At 66.7% G+C, this 17662-nt stretch carries 18 protein-coding genes; 9 read left to right on the forward strand and 9 right to left on the reverse strand.

What is annotated here, in order from left to right:
- Positions 1-520 precede the first annotated feature (520 nt).
- From IEW15_RS22250 to IEW15_RS22260, 3 genes are all read left to right on the forward strand, one after another.
- A complete protein-coding gene (locus IEW15_RS22250) occupies positions 521-1078 on the forward strand; it encodes a phage tail protein (RefSeq protein ID WP_188582106.1) in 558 nt (185 codons plus the stop codon).
- A 77-nt stretch (positions 1079-1155) separates the two neighbouring features.
- Positions 1156-1716, forward strand: a complete 561-nt coding sequence (locus IEW15_RS22255; protein ID WP_188582108.1) for a phage tail protein — start codon at positions 1156-1158, stop codon at positions 1714-1716.
- A 12-nt stretch (positions 1717-1728) separates the two neighbouring features.
- Positions 1729-2277, forward strand: coding sequence for a phage tail protein (locus IEW15_RS22260; RefSeq protein WP_188582110.1), 549 nt, complete (start codon positions 1729-1731; stop codon positions 2275-2277).
- Positions 2278-2402: 125 nt separating this feature from the next.
- On the opposite strand, the gene IEW15_RS22265 is transcribed toward IEW15_RS22260, so the two are convergent.
- Positions 2403-3089 (reverse strand): type 1 glutamine amidotransferase domain-containing protein, encoded by a 687-nt coding sequence (locus IEW15_RS22265; RefSeq protein ID WP_188582112.1) that lies wholly within the window; start codon positions 3087-3089, stop codon positions 2403-2405.
- A 279-nt stretch (positions 3090-3368) separates the two neighbouring features.
- On the opposite strand from IEW15_RS22265, the gene IEW15_RS22270 reads away from it, so the two are divergent.
- Positions 3369-4058 (forward strand): cytochrome b/b6 domain-containing protein, encoded by a 690-nt coding sequence (locus tag IEW15_RS22270; protein WP_229708519.1) that lies wholly within the window; start codon positions 3369-3371, stop codon positions 4056-4058.
- Positions 4059-4145: 87 nt separating this feature from the next.
- Here the strand turns inward: IEW15_RS22270 and IEW15_RS22275 are convergent, their stop codons facing one another.
- Entirely contained in the window at positions 4146-4415 is a 270-nt protein-coding gene (locus IEW15_RS22275; RefSeq protein WP_188582114.1) for a cytochrome c, read from the reverse strand.
- Positions 4416-4977: 562 nt separating this feature from the next.
- Between IEW15_RS22275 and IEW15_RS22280 the strand changes: the two genes are divergently transcribed.
- Positions 4978-6675 (forward strand): methyl-accepting chemotaxis protein, encoded by a 1698-nt coding sequence (locus IEW15_RS22280; RefSeq protein ID WP_188582125.1) that lies wholly within the window; start codon positions 4978-4980, stop codon positions 6673-6675.
- Positions 6676-6788: 113 nt separating this feature from the next.
- On the opposite strand, the gene IEW15_RS22285 is transcribed toward IEW15_RS22280, so the two are convergent.
- Positions 6789-8045, reverse strand: a complete 1257-nt coding sequence (locus IEW15_RS22285; RefSeq protein WP_188582129.1) for a D-amino acid dehydrogenase — start codon at positions 8043-8045, stop codon at positions 6789-6791.
- A gap of 112 nt (positions 8046-8157) precedes the next feature.
- Positions 8158-9333, reverse strand: coding sequence for an alanine racemase (gene alr, locus IEW15_RS22290; protein WP_188582131.1), 1176 nt, complete (start codon positions 9331-9333; stop codon positions 8158-8160).
- 294 nt (positions 9334-9627) lie between these two features.
- Here alr and IEW15_RS22295 point away from each other — a divergent pair, with 294 nt between their 5' ends.
- Both IEW15_RS22295 and IEW15_RS22300 read left to right on the forward strand, forming a co-directional pair.
- Positions 9628-10392 (forward strand): SDR family oxidoreductase, encoded by a 765-nt coding sequence (locus IEW15_RS22295; RefSeq protein WP_188582133.1) that lies wholly within the window; start codon positions 9628-9630, stop codon positions 10390-10392.
- A gap of 106 nt (positions 10393-10498) precedes the next feature.
- Positions 10499-10954: an Lrp/AsnC family transcriptional regulator gene (locus tag IEW15_RS22300; protein ID WP_188582148.1), complete on the forward strand. Its 456-nt coding sequence runs from the start codon at positions 10499-10501 to the stop codon at positions 10952-10954.
- 43 nt (positions 10955-10997) lie between these two features.
- On the opposite strand, the gene IEW15_RS22305 is transcribed toward IEW15_RS22300, so the two are convergent.
- Entirely contained in the window at positions 10998-12194 is a 1197-nt protein-coding gene (locus IEW15_RS22305; protein ID WP_188582135.1) for an MFS transporter, read from the reverse strand.
- Between the two features lie 71 nt (positions 12195-12265).
- Complete coding sequence (locus tag IEW15_RS22310) at positions 12266-13762, reverse strand: carboxylesterase/lipase family protein (RefSeq protein ID WP_188582137.1); 1497 nt, start codon at positions 13760-13762, stop codon at positions 12266-12268.
- Between the two features lie 98 nt (positions 13763-13860).
- Between IEW15_RS22310 and IEW15_RS22315 the strand changes: the two genes are divergently transcribed.
- Positions 13861-14775 (forward strand): LysR family transcriptional regulator, encoded by a 915-nt coding sequence (locus IEW15_RS22315; protein ID WP_188582139.1) that lies wholly within the window; start codon positions 13861-13863, stop codon positions 14773-14775.
- A gap of 23 nt (positions 14776-14798) precedes the next feature.
- On the opposite strand, the gene IEW15_RS22320 is transcribed toward IEW15_RS22315, so the two are convergent.
- Together IEW15_RS22320 and IEW15_RS22325 are read right to left on the reverse strand one after the other, a co-directional pair.
- Positions 14799-15404: a 2-hydroxychromene-2-carboxylate isomerase gene (locus IEW15_RS22320; protein ID WP_188582140.1), complete on the reverse strand. Its 606-nt coding sequence runs from the start codon at positions 15402-15404 to the stop codon at positions 14799-14801.
- 13 nt (positions 15405-15417) lie between these two features.
- Positions 15418-16191: an SDR family NAD(P)-dependent oxidoreductase gene (locus IEW15_RS22325; protein ID WP_188582142.1), complete on the reverse strand. Its 774-nt coding sequence runs from the start codon at positions 16189-16191 to the stop codon at positions 15418-15420.
- 107 nt (positions 16192-16298) lie between these two features.
- Here IEW15_RS22325 and IEW15_RS22330 point away from each other — a divergent pair, with 107 nt between their 5' ends.
- Positions 16299-16838, forward strand: a complete 540-nt coding sequence (locus IEW15_RS22330) for a winged helix-turn-helix transcriptional regulator (RefSeq protein WP_188582144.1) — start codon at positions 16299-16301, stop codon at positions 16836-16838.
- Here IEW15_RS22330 and IEW15_RS22335 read toward each other — a convergent pair.
- On the reverse strand, positions 16769-17578 hold the full coding sequence (locus IEW15_RS22335) for an AraC family transcriptional regulator (RefSeq protein WP_188582150.1): 810 nt from the start codon (positions 17576-17578) through the stop codon (positions 16769-16771). The two genes, IEW15_RS22330 and IEW15_RS22335, sit on opposite strands and share 70 nt — an antisense overlap.
- Positions 17579-17662: the final 84 nt, after the last annotated feature.

Here is a 17662-nt window from a genome sequence, read left to right on the forward strand (position 1 = left end):
ACGATCCTCCGTCGTCTTCGCAAACCACAGAGAATCACAAGCCGCTGAAATCACTCAACATAATTTTCGGTTGGGCTCTCAGCCACCGACACATGGGCCCTTTACCACCCTCTCTTGCGCTTAGCCGGCCGGGCCGCGTGTGGTTGACATGCCTGTGGTCTTTATTATCTGTGGGTGCGCCGCCGTGGTTGAGCGTGGCTGGATGATTGAGTGAGCTATAATTCACCGTGATGTGCGGCAACTGTCGCGTGCGCGATGTCTTAAACTCCTTTGCGCGCTTGCGCGCTCGAACATTAATTTTCCGGTTGTTATCAATTACAAGATGCAACGTTTAGATGTAATTGCATTTGCGAATTCCGGCACATATTGCCATGATGGATTAGCGGCGACAGTCGCGTGCCGGTATGTAAATGTGCCTTGATCGCCATCGATCGGACGATGGTCGCGCAGGTGATCTTCTGGCAACGATATATGCTGGCAATGACGATAATAACGTCCACCCCGTGAGGATGAGCCGAAGATGGATCCGTTTCTCGGAGAAATCCGCATTTTTCCATTTGGGTACGCACCGAGTGGCTGGTTGCCGTGTGAGGGTCAGCTACTTCAGGTCACCCAGTATCAGGCGCTGGCCGCCCTTCTGGGGGTCACCTATGGTGGCACGTCGGGGCAGAACTTCAATCTGCCGGACCTGCGGGGGCGTGTGCCCATTGGTCAAGGCACTCATAACGGCTTTACCTATAACATGGGCACGGCTGGCGGCAGCCAGACGGTCACCCTGACCACCGCGACCATGCCACCGCATACCCATGGCGCGTGGGCGCTGAGTTCCGAGGCGACGCTGCCATTCCCAACGAGCACGACAGGCATGACCAATGCGCTGGCGAATACCATCGTGACCGGGTCGACGGATGGTCCCGAGATTTATGTGCCGGCACCGTCCGGCGGCGGGTCTCTGGTGGCCTTGCGGCCAGAGGCCGTGGCGACGGCGGGCGGTGGTGGCGCGCATGCCAATGAACAGCCGAGCCTGGCCCTCTATTACTGCATCGCGACTCAGGGCCTGTGGCCGCCGCGGTCGTGAGGCGGCGGATTCCTTCGGTCCGCGCCCCCGGAAGATGGGGCCGGCCGCGTGATCTTCATGGAGCAGGATAATCCACAATGGATGGCTTTCTTGGCGAAATCAGAATGTTTGCCGGCCCATACGCCCCGGAGGACTGGGCATTGTGCGCCGGGCAGGTGTTGACCATCTCCGGCAATGAGGCATTGTATTCGCTGCTGGGGACAACCTATGGTGGCGACGGCGTGACCAACTTCGCACTGCCCGACCTGCGTGGCCGGTTGGCGGTGCATGCGGGCCAGCAGCCGGGCATGCCGATCAACCACCCGCGCGGCCAGAAGTTCGGAACCGAGACGGTCACGCTGACCGAGGCGACGATGCCGACCCACAGCCACGCGATGATGGCGGTGACCCAGTCGTCGACATCCGAGGCGCCAGAGGGGCTGATGCTGGGCATCAATGTTCCGACACCATCGTTTCCGACCTTTTCCGGCGTCTTCAACACCACGGCCCCAGTGAGCACTCCGGCGAGCAATACCGGCTCGATGGCGGAAGAGATGATCGGGTCGGAAGGCGCTGGTCTGGCCCACTACAATCTGATGCCGACACTGGTGATCAACTTCATCATCGCCCTTCAGGGCAGTTACCCCGTCCGGCCGTAACAGGAGGCGATCATGGCAGATCCGTTCTATGGCGAAATCCGCGCCTTCGCCTTCGCGTTCGCCCCGCAGGACTGGGCCTATTGCATCGGCCAGCAGGTCTCGGTTCAGCAGAATCAGGCTCTGGCCGCCGTCATCGGCACCATCTATGGCGGCAATCTGGGCCAGAACTATTTCAATCTGCCCAATCTTCAAGGGCAGGCTCCGATGGGGAGCGGCACCGGCACCGGGCTGACACCGCGCACCGTTGCCCAGAGCTTCGGCACCGAAGCCATCACCCTCAGCATCTCGCAATTGCCGGTCCATACCCACACCGCGACCGCGCTGGTGCAGACCGTGGGCACGGGTGGCACGCTGACGCCGTCCAGCAGCACCATGCTCGGCCGCACCATCAGCGCCGCCGCCTATGCGCCGGTGCCGGCCAGCGCGCCGCCGCTGGTGGAGTTGGACGAGCGGACCCTGGACGTCTCGGGCCAGGGCCAGGCACATGAGAATCGCCAGCCGTTTCTGACGCTGAACATGTGCATCTGCCTGAACGGCTACTTCCCGGTCCGGCCCAGCTGAACGCGGACGCCGGCCGTCGGCGTCCGCCGATCGCACGCCCTGTCCTGGCACCATGCCCGATATAGCATGATGCCAGGACAGAAGGGGCGCTGCCTTGCTCATCTGTCGTTCGGGGACAAGGGACGTCATCCCGCGCGCAGCAATTGGAGCACCGCATCGGCGGCCGGCGCCGAGGATGCCGGGTTCTGGCCGGTGACCAGTTTGCCATCGACCACCGCATAGGGGTGCCAGTCGGCGGCGGCGCGTTCATAGCGCCCGCCTGCGCCGACCAGCATATCCTCGACCAGGAAGGGCACGACGCCGGTTAGCCCGACCGCCTCTTCCTCGCTGTTGCTGAACCCGGTGACCCGGCGTCCCGAGAGCAGCGGCTCACCGGTGCTGCTGCGGACATTGCGGAACACGGCCGGAGCGTGACAGACCGCGGCGATGGGTTTGTCGGCGGCGGTGAACCCCTCGATCAGCGCGATCGAGTGCGGGTCGTCGACAAGATCCCACAATGGCCCGTGGCCGCCCGGATAGAATACGGCATCGAAATCATCCGCCTTGACCTCGGACAGCTTCTTTGTCGCCGAGAGCAGAGCGCGCGCGGCCTCGTCGGCCTTGAAGCGGCGCGTGGCCTGGGTCTGCGCGTCCGGATCGTCGCTTTTCGGGTCGAGCGGCGGCAGCCCGCCCTTGGGTGAGGCCAGCACCACCTCGGCGCCGGCATCCCGGAAGGTGTAGTAGGGGGCCGCGAATTCCTCCAGCCAGAAGCCGGTCTTCTTCCCCGTGTCGCCCAGGGTGTCATGCGAGGTGAGAACCATCAGGATCTTCATCGGGGAACCTTTCTGTGGTGTCGGTGGCGGATGCCCGCGGCTTGAGGCGCGACCACGTCCCCTGATGTATGATGCCCCGCCGCGCCGACAACCATCGGTGCCGGCCGCGGCTGTGACCCTGGCGTGGCAATGGTCACGGCGCGGGCGCCGGAACCGCCGGCCGGCGCGCATGCAGGCTTGCGGGCCGGGGCGGTGGACGGGCATCGTAATCGCCGATGTGACGGCCATGCCCGGTCAGCACCGGCCGTCAGGTGCCCATCTTTCAGGAGAGCCATCACCATGTCCGACGCCCCGCCCCGCCCACGCGGCGCCATGGTCTGGGATCTGCCGACCCGGCTGTTTCACTGGCTGCTGGCCCTGACCGTCATCGGTGCCTGGCTGACCGGCGAGGGGCCGCGCTGGCTGCATGTCTGGTTTGGCCTGTCGATCCTGGCGCTGGTGGTGTTCCGGCTGATCTGGGGGGTGATCGGCGGCCGCCATGCCCGCTTCGGCGATTTTGTGCGCGGACCGACTGCGGTGGCGCTGCATCTGCGCGAGCTGCGCGACCATCCGACCGCCCCGCCCGAAGCCGGCCATAATGCGGCCGGTGGCTGGATGGTGCTGATCATGCTGGGCCTGCTGGGCGTTCAGGCGGTCCTGGGCCTGTTCACCGATGACGACATCCTGTTCGTGGGGCCCCTGGGCGAGATGCTGTCCTATGACACCCGGATCATGCTGACCGGCCTTCACCGGCTGATCGGGGCGGTGCTGCCCTGGGTGATCGGCCTGCATGTGCTGGCGGTGCTGCTGTACTGGGTGATCCGCCGCCAGAATCTGGTCTGGCCGATGATCACCGGCCGCAAACCTTGGGTCTCGCCAGTGGAGGTGGCACCACTGCCCCATCGGCAGGGATCGACCACTTTGGCCATTCTGGCGCTGGCGGCGGGCATGGCCGTGGTGGCGGCGATCCTGGTGTTCGGCCCCGGCTGATCCGGTCGCCACGCCCGACGGGCAAGACAGGAAGCCGGCGGCATCGGGTGATGCCGCCGGCTTCGTCGTTCCGAGAACGGATCCGCCTTATTTGCCGCGATAATCCTGATGGCAGGCGCCGCAGCTCTTGCCGACCGCGCCGAAGGCCGCACCAACCGCCGCCATGTCGCCACCGCGCCCGGCCTCGGCCAGTGCCAGCGCCTTGGTCTCCAGATCATGCGCATGGGCCTCGAAGCCCGCGCGGTCGGACCAGACCGTGGCCAGCGCCTTGGTGTCGCCGCCGGTCTCGGACCCTTGCGGGAACAGGCCCGGAATGCGGGCGGCATAGGCGGCGATCGCCTCGGCGGGTGCTACCACCGCATCGGCCGGACCCGCCGCTCTCGACCGTGGATTTCACGGCGCCGAGCTGCTTGCGGATCGCCTGGAAACCATCCTGGCGTTCCTCGATGACATCGCTCTGGGCCAGGGCATCGGGACCATAGGCGGCGATGCCGGCGGCAAGGGTCAGGGCAAGGGCGCAGGCGGCGCCGATCCTGGTGGGCAGTTTCATCGATCTCGTCCTCGTCGAGCGGGCGGCACATTGGCCGGATGGGATTGGGCTCTGGCGAGCCGGTGTCGCGACCCGATCAGAATACGATGCCACCGCCACCGCCCGACGTGGGGAAGCGCACAAGCTGGCCTGTTCCACCGGATTGCGACATTCGGCCGCAGCCGATTGATGCCCCGGGCCGCCACGGTTTGGCCCAGATCAAGGAATCGTCACCTGCGCCGCATTACGCTTCAGTTGGGAACACCTGCGTGATGCAGAGGGGACCGGTCCGACGATCAACCGCCCCCTGTATCAACGTCGCGCCTATCAAAAACAGACCGACCGGCGCCTTCGGGCGCACCGGACCGGCAGATTGGGAAAGCTGGCAGAATGGCGATCACTCTTCCCCGCGTCAGGAACGCAACCATCGGTCTCAGATTGGCGGTCATTGTGGGCCTGTCGGTCTTGGGGCTGGGCACGCTGGCGATGATCACCGCCTTCGATCAGCGGGCGGAGATGCTGGCCGACAAGCAGGCGGTGGTGCGGTCGCAGGTCGAGGCGGCAGCCTCGATCATCGACGCCGAACGGCGGCAGAGCACGCCTGCGACCGTTGAGCAGGCCAAGACCACGGCCTTGCGGGCACTGGCCGCGATGCGGTTCAGCGACAGCGAATATGTCTGGGTCAACGACACGGGGCATCAGATGGTGATGCATCCGATCAATCCGGCCCTGAACGGCCAGGATATGGGCAATTTCAAGGATCCGACCGGCGCCCTGATCTTCCGCGACATGGTGCGTGCGGCATCCGGTCCCGACAAGGCCGGGTTCGTATCGTATATGTGGCCGCGCCCCGGTCAGGAGGCGCCGGTGGAAAAGCTGGCCTTCGTGCGTCAGATCCCGGAATGGGGCTGGGTGGTCGGGTCCGGCGTCTATGTCGACGACATGCGCAGCGAGATGATGACCGCGATCCGCCGCAATGCGCTGTGGGCGGGGTTTCTGGCCCTGTTGGTCGCGGGCTCGGGCACGCTCAACGCGCGCAGCCTGTCATATGCCCTGCGCAGGTTGACCGGGGCGATGCGCCGGCTGGCCGATGGTGACACCGATGTCGAGATCCGGGGCACCGACCGCCGCAACGAACTTGGCGAGATGGCCCGCGCGCTGGAGGTGTTCCGCGACAACGCCCTTGAGCGCCGGCGGCTTCAGGCCGAGCATGATGCCGATCAGGCGGCCCGCGACGCCCGCGCGGCCCGGGTGGAACGGCTGGTGCGCGGCTTCGATGCCGAGATCGGCGAACTGGTCGATCAGGTGGCCAATGCCGCGACCGAGCTTGAGGCCACAGCGGGCGAGATGACCCGCATCGCCGAACAGACCAATGCCCATGCCGGTTCGGCCTCGGCCGCGACCGAGCAGACATCGGCCAATGTCCAGACGGTCGCCGCCGCGACCGATGAGTTGACCAGTTCGATCCGCGAGATCGGCCGGCAGGTGACCGAAAGCGCCCGGATCACCGCGCTGGCGGTGCGCGAGGCGGAAGCCACCGCCGGCACGGTCCACGGGCTGGTCGACGCGGCCGAGCGGATCGGCCGGGTGGTCGACCTGATCAACGGCATCGCCGCCCAGACCAACATGCTGGCGCTGAACGCGACCATCGAGGCGGCGCGGGCGGGGGAGGCCGGCAAGGGTTTCGCGGTGGTTGCGGCCGAGGTGAAGAACCTCGCCCGCCAGACCGCGCAGGCCACTGACGAGATCGCCGCCCAGATCCGCAACGTGCAGTCGGAAACCGATGCGGCGGTCGAGGCGATCGGCGGCATCGGCCGGCGGGTGTCGGAGGTGGACGCCATCGCCACAACCATTGCCTCGGCGGTGGAACAGCAGGCGGCGGCGGCCTCGGAAATCTCGCGCAGCATCTCGGAAGCCGCCAATGGCACGCGCGATGTGGCCGAAACCGTGGTCAAGGTCTCGGCCGAGGCCAGCCGCACCGGTGTCGCCGGCCGCCAGGTGCTGACCGCCGGCGGCAGCCTGGCCCAGCGCGCCGATGTGCTGAAGGGCGATGTCGCCCGCTTCATCGAAGAGGTGAAGGTCGCCTGACGCGGATCGCCGATGCGAAAACGCCCCCGTCGCGGATCATGCGGCGGGGGCGTTCTCGTGCCGGACCGGAGGTGGATCGGAACCAGGCCGGACAGTCGATGGCGGATGGCGGTTCAGGCGGCGTAGCGGCTGATGCCCAGATCGCTGGTGTCGATATCGGGCGCGCGGCCCGAGAGCATATCGGCCAGCACCCGGCCCGACCCGCAGGCCATGGTCCAGCCCAGCGTGCCGTGGCCGGTGTTCAGGTGCAGGTTGCGATAGCGGGTGGGGCCGATGATCGGGGTGCCATCCGGTGTCATCGGGCGCAGGCCGCACCAGAAGCTGGCAGCCGCGACGTTGCCACCCTCAGGGAAAATATCGGTGACCGAATGCTCCAGGGTCTGGCGTCGGCCATCGCGCAGGGTCAGGTCGAAGCCGGCAAGCTCGGCGGTGCCACCCACGCGGATACGGTCGCCCAGGCGGGTGATGGCGATCTTGTAGGTTTCGTCCATCACCGTCGACACCGGCGCCATCTGGCTGTTGGTGATTGGGATGGTCAGCGAATAACCCTTCACCGGATAGACCGGCGCGGATATGCCCACCTGCTTCAGCAGCCGCGGCGAATAGCTGCCCAGCGCCACCACATAGTGGTCGGCGGTCAGCACGCCCCGGCTGGTGGCGACGCCGGTGATCCGGTCGCCGCCCGCATCCAGTGTCTTGATGGTGGTGTCGTAGAGGAAGGTGACGCCCAGCTTCACAGCTTCGGCGGCCAGGTTCTGGGTGAAGATGTGGCAGTCGCCGGTCTCGTCGCCGGGCAGGCGCAGGCCGCCCACGATCTTGTCGCGCACCCGCGCCAGGGCCGGTTCCACCGCGATGCACCCGGCCGGGTCCAGCACCTCGTAAGGCACGCCGGTTTCCTGCAACACCTTGATGTCGCCGGCGATACCGTCAAGCTGGTACTGCTTGCGGAACAGTTGGAGCGTGCCCAGGGCGCGCTCGTCATAGCTGATGCCGATCTCGGCGCGCAGATCCTTCAGGCAGTCGCGGCTGTATTCGGCGATGCGCACCATGCGCGCCTTGTTCACGGCATAGCTGCGGCTGTTGCAGTTGGCCAGCATCCGGGCGATCCACAGCCACTGCTTCGGGTCCAGCTTGGGGCGGATCTTCAGCGGCCCATGTTCCATGGTCAGCCATTTGACCGCCTTCATCGGCACGCCGGGGCCGGCCCAGGGCGAGGAATAGCCGGGCGACACCTCGCCGGCATTGCCGAAGCTGGTCTCCATCGCCGCTGCCGGCTGGCGGTCGACCACCGTCACCTCATGGCCGTTGCGCGCCAGATAATAGGCCGAGGTGACACCCAGAACGCCGCTTCCAAGGATGATGATCTTCACGTGATTGCCCAGTCTTGGTTCGTGGCGGCACCGGCAACACCGGCAGCGCCTTGGAAGAAGGAATGCGGGGATCATGAGGTGCGTGGACGGCGCGGACGAAGGGGGCGAGCCGTCAGCCTGCCACATACCGGCGGTGATAGCGTCCGCCCAGGCTGGTCAGCACCTCATAGCCGATGGTGCCGGCCATCGCCGCCACCGCATCGGCCGGCTGATCGGGACCGATCAGGTCGACCAGGCTGCCAGGGCGGATACGGTCGGGCGCGATGGCGGTGACATCCACGGTGATGCTGTCCATCGACACCCGGCCGGCGATCGGCAGGCGGATGCCATCCATCCACACCGCGCCATGGTCGCTGAGGCTGCGCAGCCAGCCATCGGCATAGCCGACCGCCACGGTGGCGATCCGTGTCGACCGCTCGGCGCGGAAGCGCCAGCCATAGCCGACATGGGCACCGGGGGCGATGTCGCGCAACTGCACCACCTTGGCCTGCAACCGCACCACCGGCCGCATCGGATTGTCCAGATGCGGCTGGGGGTTCAGGCCATAAAGCGCCGCACCGGGGCGGGCGATGTCGAAATGATAGTCGGGGCCCAGGAAGATGCCCGACGAATTGGCGAAGGAGGCCGGCGCATCGGGCAGCCAGGCGCGGCGGGCGCGGAAATTCGCGAGCTGCTCCGCGTTGGCCGGATGATCGGGTTCATCGGCACAGGCCAGATGGCTCATCACCGCCTCGATGACGATGCCGTCCAGCCGGTCGGGGGCGGCGGCCAGACGGGCGAGATCGGCTTCGGGCAGGCCCATGCGCGACATGCCGGTGTCGATCTGGATGAAGGCCGGCAGGCGGCGCCCCAGACGACGGGCATGGGCCGACCAGCCGGCCACCTGTTCCAGACAATTCAACACCGGCACCAGGCCCGCCGCGGCACAATCGGCCTCGGCGCCGGGCATCAGCCCGTTCAGCACCATGATCGCGCTGTCATCGGGCAGGACATCGCGCAGTGCCAGCCCCTCGTCGAGATGAGCGACAAAGAAATGCCGGCACCCGGCGTCGTAGAACACCGGCGCGGTTTCCGCGGCGCCCAGACCATAGGCATCGGCCTTGACCACGGCGGCGCAGGCCCGGCCGTTCAGCATGGCCCGGAGGCTCTGGTAATTGCGGCCCAGTGCCGCGAGATCGACGGTCAGCAGGCCGCCCGCGCGTGCGGCGGCAGTGGCGTCGCCGGCCGCACGGGGTGTGTGCAGGCGGGCGTCCCGGTCGGGCAGGGCTGCTTGAACACGCACATTCATCGGTTCAGGACTTTCGGTCGGCGGGTGGCACGGCCGGGGGCGGCGCTCAATACAGCGTATGGACAATGATCGCCGATTGTCTTGCCGATCTGTCGCAGGATCATTGGATTTAAAGTTCGAAACGCAATTTTTTGCGAATGAAACGGCAGAAAATGTCATGTCCGATTTATCCGGCAGATCCGGCGAATATGATGGCTGCCAGCGGATGGCCGGAGGGTGCCGGACTGACGATCCTGGGCCCCTCATCAACGGGCCCCGGCCGGGATCGGGCGGGGCCGGCGACAGGATCATCCAATGCAGACTCTCGACGGAAAAGTGGCGATCATCACCGGCGCAAGTGCCGGAATCGGATATGAGGCGGCGCGGCTGTTCGCGGCCGAAGGTGCACGGCTGGTGGTGGTGGCGCGTCGCCGGCTGGAACTCGACCGGCTGGTCGGCGAGATCGGCGCGGCCGGCGGCGAAGCGGTCGCCATCGCCGGCGATGTGCGCGATCCGGCTCTGGCGGTGGCTGCGGTGGCGATGGCGACCAGCCGCTTCGGCGGGCTGGACATCGCCTTCAACAATGCCGGTGCCACCGGCCCGAACCGGCCGGTGACGGCGCTTGGTGACGACGACTGGCACATGGTCATCGACACCAATCTGACCGCGGCCTTCCTTGGCGCGCGCGCCCAGATTCCGGCCATGCTCGCCCGTGGCGGCGGCTCGCTGATCATGACGTCCAGCTTCGTGGGCCACACGGTGGGCTTCCCCGGCATGGGCGCCTATGCGGCGGCAAAGGCCGGCATGATCGGGCTGGTGAAGGTGATCGCCGCCGAATTCGGCCCCAAGGGCATCCGGGCCAATGCGCTGCTGCCCGGCGGCACCGACACCGAGATGGGGCGTGCCGCCACGGCGACCGCCGAGGCGCGCGGCTTCGTCGAGGGGCTGCATGCGTTGAAACGTCTGGCGGCGCCGGTCGAGATCGCCCGCGCCGCGCTTTATCTCGCCAGCGATGCCTCAAGCTTCACCACCGGCACGGCGATGCTGGTGGAGGGCGGCGTCTCGATCAATCGCGGCTGATATGGCCGGCCGGGCCGCGCCGATTGTCTTGGCCATTCCCTGACAGGATCAGCGAGGATAGAACCCTCTGCACAATTTTCTGCGAAGGGCTTCGCGTATCATGGCAATGCGGCTGGACCAGATCGACGAGCGCATGGTGCGGCTGCTGCGCAAGGACGGGCGGATGAGCAATGCGCGGCTGGCCGAGGCGGTGGGCCTGTCGCAATCGGCCTGTCTGAGGCGGCTGCGGCTGCTGGAGACATCGGGCGTGATCCGCGGCTATACCGCGCTGATCGACGTGCCGGCGGACGAGGAGCCGACAGTGGTGATTGTGCAGATCACCCTGGAGCGCCAGACCGAAGAGGTGCTGAACCGGTTCGAGATGGCGGTGCGCCGCTGCCCGGAGGTGCGCGAATGCTATCTGATGACCGGGCTGTCGGATTATCTGCTGCGGGTGGAGACCGACGATGCCGCGGCCTATGAGCGTATCCACAAGGAGGTGCTGTCCCGCATGCCCGGGGTTGCCCGTATCCAGTCGAGCTTTGCCATTCGCACGGTGATCCGCAGCCGCCAGCCGGTCTGATATCGGGCCGATCCGATATCGGGCCGGGCGGCGGGCAGCAGGGTCAGCGTCGGACCCTGATCACGACCAGGATCAGGATGGCGATGGCCGCCGGCAGAAGGGCTGTCACGATGACCTCCTGCGCCCGATAGCCCATGGCGAGCAACATGCCGCCGACAGCGGGGCCCACAATCGCGCCGATCCGACCGATGGCCGAAGACCAGCCGACACCGGTGATGCGCAGGTCGCCGCCATATTGCGAAACCGCCAGCGCCGCCTGCCCGACGCAGCCGGTGATCAGCCCGGCGCCCAGGCCGCCGATCAGCAGGAAGGTCAGGCCGCTCTGGATCGTCATCTGATTGAGGATCAGGATCAGAACCATGGCCAGTGCCGTCGAGACCATCAGCAGACGGTTGATTCCGACCCGGCCGACAAGGGTCATGATCACGACATTGCCGATCAATCCGCCCATCCCGAAGGCGGCACCACCAAGGGCTGCCATCTGCGGCGCGAAGCCCAGATCGACAAGCAGGGTCGGGATCCAGAAGACCAGGGTATAGGCGACCAGGAAGATGAGGAACGCAAAGCTCCAGAGCAGGCTGGTGCGCATGGCGAGCGGGCCGTGAAACAGCGCGCCGACCGACCCGGCCCGGCGCTGGGCCGGCTCCGGCACCGCACGTGGCAGGATGTTCAGAAACAACGGCAGAACCAGAAGCGGCGCGACGCCGCCGACCACGAAGACCGATTCCCAGCCGAAATCCCGCATCAGCGGCCCGCCGATCAGGCCGCCGGCGACACCGCCAGCCGACAGGCCGCTGGCAACGATCATGGTGACGGTTTCCTTGTGACGGGCCGGGAAGGCCGCGGCGGCGGCGGCAATGGCGATCGGCAATACCCCGCCCAGCCCGATTGCCGACACGAGCCGCAGCACGCTCAACGATGCGATGTCCCAGGCGGCGGCAGTCGCGAGCGTGCCTGCTCCGAAGAGCAGGATGGTCAGGCTGCTCGCCCCGCGGATGCCGAGGCGGGCACTCAGTTTGCCGCTGAGCATGTAGCCCAGCGCAGCGCCAAGGCTGGTTGCCACGAATGCCGGGGTGAAGCCCGCATGGGGCAGGCCCCAGTCATGCGCGAGCACCGGTGCGACGAAAGCGATCGACGTGGTGTCGAGCCCGTCGAGGAGCACGACCAGAAAACACAGACCGAGAACTCGTAAACGCTTCGGACCGGTGCTGACCGGTGCCACATCATTCAGTGTGGTCATTTTATGCCCCTCCCCTGGAGCTTGACGCGCGGACTGGCTGCAAGCCGGCATCCGCAGATGCCGACGGCTGGTCAGGCTGGTGTCGTCATCGGGACGTCGCAGGTGACCGTGATCTTCCGGTCGACATGCAGGGTCGTCGCCGCCGGCCCGAAGGCGGGCCAGTGCGGCAGACCGGGACGGTCGGGGGTGCCGTTCCGGGCGAAGGCGCCAATCGTCATGCGGAAGATGTGGCCGAGATGCGCGATCTCGTCGGCCGCGGCACCGGCCAGCATCGGTGCCCCGGACATCACGTCCCAGGTGCCGAACAGGAACGGCAGATCCAGGCAATGGCAGGCGCCGATATCGGGCCGGGGGGATTGCCAGTCGAAGCTGTAGAGATAGGCGCGTCCGCCATGATCGGTATGGGCGCGGGCGGCATCGCGGGTGGGCGCGGTGAACAGGAGATCGCCTTCCAGATCGCCGAGCAGGGCGAGCGGGCAGGCCGGCGCCCGATGCGCGGCGGCGGCGGTCAGGGCGTCTGCGGCACCGGCACCGAAGCGGCGGGCGAAAGCAGCCTCGACCACCTGCGGTGCGGCGCCGCTCAGGGCGGGGTTATCGACATAGAACGCGGCCATTTCCTCGCGGGTGGTGCCGAGCATCAGATCCTGCGCGCCGGCGCCACCCGCCCGCATGATCGCAACCGGATCACCGATGACAAGGTCGTCGTCGATCACCGGTCCGAAGGGCGGCGCGATATTGCCCGGGGTCATGGCGGCTGCACGCACCAGATCGAGCTGTGCGGCAAGAATACGCGCGACCGGCAGAGCGCAAACCGCCGCGCGATCACCCGGCGCCACGCCCAGAGCGGACAGGAAGCAGCCGGCCATGGGGGCCATGTCGGCCATTCTGGGCAGGGTCAGCCCCAGCGGCGCGCTCATCATCACGGCGCGCGCGAACAGCGGCCGGACATCCGGCATGGTCAGCATCAGCGCGATGGTGTAGGCCCCGGCCGACTGGCCGATCAGGGTGATGGCATCGCCGTCGCCGCCCATGCCCGGCGCGATGCGGCGGATGAAGCCGATGGCCGCGATCTGGTCGCGCAGAGCCAGATTGGCGGGGGCGATGCCGTCGACAGGCAGAAAGCCCAGTGCCCCCAGCCGATAGCTGACGGTGATGACGATGAGCCCGGTCTCGCGGGCCAGGATCGCGCCGTCATAGCAGGTCATCGACCCGCCCCCGGTCATGAAGGCGCCGCCATGCAGGAACACCAGAACCGGGGTGCTGCCATCCGCAGTGATGGGCGACCAGATGTCCAGATGCAGGCAGTCTTCATCCTGCGGGGCCGGATAGGCGCCCATCACATTTTCCAGCCGCGACGGATGCTGCGGCGGAATGACAGCGTCTTCGGTGCAATCGACCGGCTCGTCCCAGGGTGCGACCGGTTCGGGCACCGCGAAGCGGCGGCTCCCGGTCGGTGCCATGGCATAGCGCAGCCGTCGGAAGATGCGCACACCATCAACTTCGCGGCCGGATATCGGCCCCAGCGGCGTGTCGACAACATGGTTTCGTGGATCGCCTGTTTTCGGCATTCATCGGCCCCCGTTCTTCTGTTTCGTGAACGGTAGCATTCATTTCGAAGGGTTTTTGTCCTATATTCGGAACGAATACGGCCAGGATATGGAACGATATGCGCTCCTATGACGAGCTTCAGGTGTTCAAGGCGATCGTCGATCATCGCGGAATCTCGGCGGCGGCCCGCGAACTCGGCCTGCCCAAATCGACGCTTGCCCGGCGGGTCAACGATCTGGAACAGCGCCTCGGCGTGCCATTGTTTCATCGCGATGCGCGGCGCTTCGTGCTGACCAGCTTCGGTCGGGACTGCTATGCCCAATGCGCGCGGGCGGTGCATGAAACGAACAAGCTGTTCGAGATGGCGGAGCGCGCGGGGGCGGCGCCCACAGGCACGCTGCACGTGATCTGCCCGCCGCTTCTGGGCACGCTGATGATCGAGCGTCTGGTCGCGGAATTTGCCGTCAAGGCGCCGCGCGTCCGCCTGCATCTGGAGGAAACCGCCGCGATCGCCGATCCGCGTCAGGTGTCGGCCGATCTGGTGATCTATGGCGCTTTCGGGCGGTTGCCGGATCTGGATGTGGTGGCGCGGCGGATACTGGTCAGCCCGTATACGCTGGCGGCACATCCCCAGGTGATGGCGGCTGCGGGGCCGATCGCCGATCCTGGCGATCTGGCCCGGCTCGACTGCCTGGGCTTCGGGCCCGTGTCGCGCAAATGGCGCTGGACCCTTCAGCGTGGCGCGGAAACGCGGGTCGTCGACTTTAAACCCCGATTCAGCACAACCCATCTCTCGGCGCTGATCGAGGCGATGCGTCAGGGTATCGGTGTCGCCCCGGTGCCGACCGGCCCCTGCGTCGAGGATTTCCGCAGCGGCCGGCTGGTCAGGCTGCTGCCGGACTGGCAACCGCCCTCGGCATCGATTTATGCGATCTTTCCCGACCGACGGTCGTTGAGCACGGCGGCATCGCATTTTCTGGACATGATCATCACCCGGGTGCCGGAGATTCTGGCCGGTCACCCGGTCGATTGATGCCGGTCAACCGGTACGCTGCGTCAGCCGGCCGCCAGCAGGTCTTCGATCTGCCCCAGCCGTTCCTTGCCGAAGAACATCTCGTCACCGACAAAGAAGGTGGGGATGCCGAAGACGCAGCGGGCGACCGCGGCCTCGGTGTTGGCGGCCAGTTCCGCCTTCACGGCCGGGGTCTGAGTGGCGGCGAGCAGGGCGTCACCGTCGAGGCCGGCGGCATCGAGGGCCGCCACGAACACGGCCGGATCGTCCATCTTCAGCCCGTCTTCCCACATCGCCTTCAGCACCGCCTCCAGATAGGCATCGCCGACGCCGGCATGTTGCGCCGCGATCATGCCGCGCATGGCGATCAGGGTAATGACCGGGAAATGCGGGTTGAAGCGATAGGCATGCAGGCCGTGCTTCTGAACGAAGCGGTCGGTTTCAAGCGCTTCGTATTCCAGCTTGCCTTTCACGCCGGCGAAGCTGGCCATCGGCGCCTGATTGCCGGTGGCCTTGAAGATGCCGCCCAGCAGGCAGGGGATCAGGTTGATGGTCGCGCCGGTGCGTTCGGCGATACCAGGCAGGACTTTCCAGGCCAGATAGGCGTTGGGGCTGCCGAAATCGAAGATGAAATCAATGGTCCGGGTCATGATCGATGTCTCCTCACCAGGTTTCCGACCAGGGGCGCAGGTCCAACTCGTGGGTCCAGGCGGATCGCGGCTGATGATGCAGCCAGACATAGTTGCGGGCGATGTCCTCGGGCTTCAGGATCTGGTCGCTGGCCAGAAGATCCTCGACATCGGGCCGCGTCTCACGCGTGAAGGCGCCATCGATCGCGCCGTCGACCACCACATGGCCGACATGAACCCCCAGCGGCCCCAGCTCGCGGGCCATGCTCTGCGCCACCGCGCGCAGGCCGTGCTTGGCGGCGGCGAAGGCGGCGAAGCCGTCGCGGCCGCGGACACTGGCGGTGGCGCCGGTGAACAGGATGGTGCCACGGCCGCGCGGCACCATCACCCGTGCCGCTTCCCGCCCGGCCAGGAAGCCGGCAAAACAAGCCATCTCCCACACTTTGGTGAACACGCGGGCCGTGGTCTCGCGGATGCCGAACCGCACATTGGCGCCGATGTTGAACACCACCACCTCCAGCGGTCCGACCTCGGCCTCGATCCGGTCGACCAGCGCCACCATCTCGTCTTCGGAACGGGCGTCGACACCGAAGGCATGGGCGCGGCCGCCGGCGGCGCGGATTTCGGCGGCCAGCGTTTCCACCTGATCCAGATTGCGTGCCCGCCGCGTGACGCAGACGTCATAACCATCATCGGCGAAAGCGCGGGCGATGGCACTGCCGACGCCGACGCCGGCGCCGATCACCAGGCAGGCGCCCTTCGTTGTCGGCGGTGCGGTATCGGATGGTGTGGTGGCTGGTGTGGTCATGGGGCGCATCCTCCTGTGCGGGGCCGGATAGGGCCTTCTTGTGTTCGTCCAGTTTCTGTACGAACTTCGCCTTGAATCCGGGCGCCGTCAATGAAAGACTGCCGGTCATGAAATGGGATGACCTCAAGGACCAGCCCTGTTCCGTGGCGCGCACCGTGGCGGTGATCGGCGACCGCTGGACATTGATGCTGCTCAGAGACTGCTTTCTTGGCGTGCGCCGGTTCGAGGCGTTCCAGGAGCGGCTGGGCATATCGCGTACCATCATCACCGACCGGCTGAAGACGCTGGTCGATGAAGGGGTTCTGCGGCGCGTGGCCTATCAGGACCGGCCGCCGCGCCACGAATACCGGCTGACACAGAAGGGCCTGGATCTGTATCCGGTGATCATGGGCATCGTGCACTGGGGCAATATGCATTACGCGGGCGAGGCCGGCCCGCCGATGCTCCACCGCCACCGGACATGCGGCCATGACGTGGAACCGGTGCTCGCCTGCAAGGCCTGCGGCGAGGCGCTGGACGCGCGCGCGGTAGAGGTGCGGGCCGGGCCGGGCCTCGCCCCCGAGCCGGCCCTTCCGGATCAGTCAGCCAGGGGAATCCAGATCTCGAAGCCGCCATCACCGGTGCGGCCGTCGAAGCTTTCGGGATAGCGCTCGAAATCCGGGGCGGCGGCAGGGGTGATGCCGCGCTCGGGCAGGGCCTTGTTCCAGATGGTGTGCACGACGTCGCGGATCTGCGAGATGTGGCCGGGCCAGGCGAACACCAGATAGCGGCGCGCGGGCAGGCAGATGGTTTGAAGACCGGCCGGCAGGTCGCGGGCGCTCTCGACCGCCATCCCGGCCAGATAGTCGAACCGGCCCTGGCCGTCGCCATTGTAGCAGACGCCGTAGCTGACCCCGCCGATCTGGCCGGGCAAGTGGCCATAGTCCTGCATGAGGCGTTGCCAGAGCGCCGGAATCGTGGCGACATTGCCGGCGTCGTAACTGTCGGACAGACCGGCGATGACCAGCAGACCGGCGGTTTCGATCCGCGGGGCAGTGAGGTCTTCAAGGATGACGGGCTGCATCGGATAGGGCTCCTGAAGCGAGATGGCCGAGGGTCGGAGACGGGCATCGGCGCGGAACCGTTCGGGCGGGATGCCGAAACGGTCGCGGAAGGCGTGGGTGAAGGCGGCATGTGAGCCATAGCCGCAATCGATGGCGACGGTGAGGATATCGTGCGCGCCGCCGGCCAGCATCCGGGCCGCGGCATAGAGCCGGACATGTCGCAGCCGGCGCATAACCGTCACACCGGTGGCCGCGGCGAAACACCGGCAGAGATGAAACCGCGAGACCCCGGCAACCGCCGCGATCTGGTCCAGATCGATCGATTCGGCGAAATGGCCGTCGATAAAGAGCCTGTTGCAGAATGGGCTCCAACCCTGTCGATGTCCGCTTGCCCCCGCGCTGCGGGGCTGATTCCCTCGGGTGAGGTG

Origin of the sequence: Tistrella bauzanensis (genome assembly GCF_014636235.1) — a bacterium.
Taxonomy (GTDB): domain Bacteria; phylum Pseudomonadota; class Alphaproteobacteria; order Tistrellales; family Tistrellaceae; genus Tistrella; species Tistrella bauzanensis.

Bases quoted from the DNA above. Each gene is read 5' to 3' on its own strand.
- IEW15_RS22250 (WP_188582106.1), top strand. From the start codon at position 521: ATGGATCCGTTTCTCGGAGAAATCCGCATTTTTCCATTTGGGTACGCA.
- IEW15_RS22255 (WP_188582108.1), top strand. From the start codon at position 1,156: ATGGATGGCTTTCTTGGCGAAATCAGAATGTTTGCCGGCCCATACGCC.
- IEW15_RS22260 (WP_188582110.1), top strand. From the start codon at position 1,729: ATGGCAGATCCGTTCTATGGCGAAATCCGCGCCTTCGCCTTCGCGTTC.
- IEW15_RS22265 (WP_188582112.1), bottom strand. From the start codon at position 3,089: ATGAAGATCCTGATGGTTCTCACCTCGCATGACACCCTGGGCGACACG.
- IEW15_RS22270 (WP_229708519.1), top strand. From the start codon at position 3,369: ATGTCCGACGCCCCGCCCCGCCCACGCGGCGCCATGGTCTGGGATCTG.
- IEW15_RS22280 (WP_188582125.1), top strand. From the start codon at position 4,978: ATGGCGATCACTCTTCCCCGCGTCAGGAACGCAACCATCGGTCTCAGA.
- alr (WP_188582131.1), bottom strand. From the start codon at position 9,333: ATGAATGTGCGTGTTCAAGCAGCCCTGCCCGACCGGGACGCCCGCCTG.
- IEW15_RS22295 (WP_188582133.1), top strand. From the start codon at position 9,628: ATGCAGACTCTCGACGGAAAAGTGGCGATCATCACCGGCGCAAGTGCC.
- IEW15_RS22300 (WP_188582148.1), top strand. From the start codon at position 10,499: ATGCGGCTGGACCAGATCGACGAGCGCATGGTGCGGCTGCTGCGCAAG.
- IEW15_RS22305 (WP_188582135.1), bottom strand. From the start codon at position 12,194: ATGACCACACTGAATGATGTGGCACCGGTCAGCACCGGTCCGAAGCGT.
- IEW15_RS22310 (WP_188582137.1), bottom strand. From the start codon at position 13,762: ATGCCGAAAACAGGCGATCCACGAAACCATGTTGTCGACACGCCGCTG.
- IEW15_RS22315 (WP_188582139.1), top strand. From the start codon at position 13,861: ATGCGCTCCTATGACGAGCTTCAGGTGTTCAAGGCGATCGTCGATCAT.
- IEW15_RS22320 (WP_188582140.1), bottom strand. From the start codon at position 15,404: ATGACCCGGACCATTGATTTCATCTTCGATTTCGGCAGCCCCAACGCC.
- IEW15_RS22325 (WP_188582142.1), bottom strand. From the start codon at position 16,191: ATGACCACACCAGCCACCACACCATCCGATACCGCACCGCCGACAACG.
- IEW15_RS22330 (WP_188582144.1), top strand. From the start codon at position 16,299: ATGAAATGGGATGACCTCAAGGACCAGCCCTGTTCCGTGGCGCGCACC.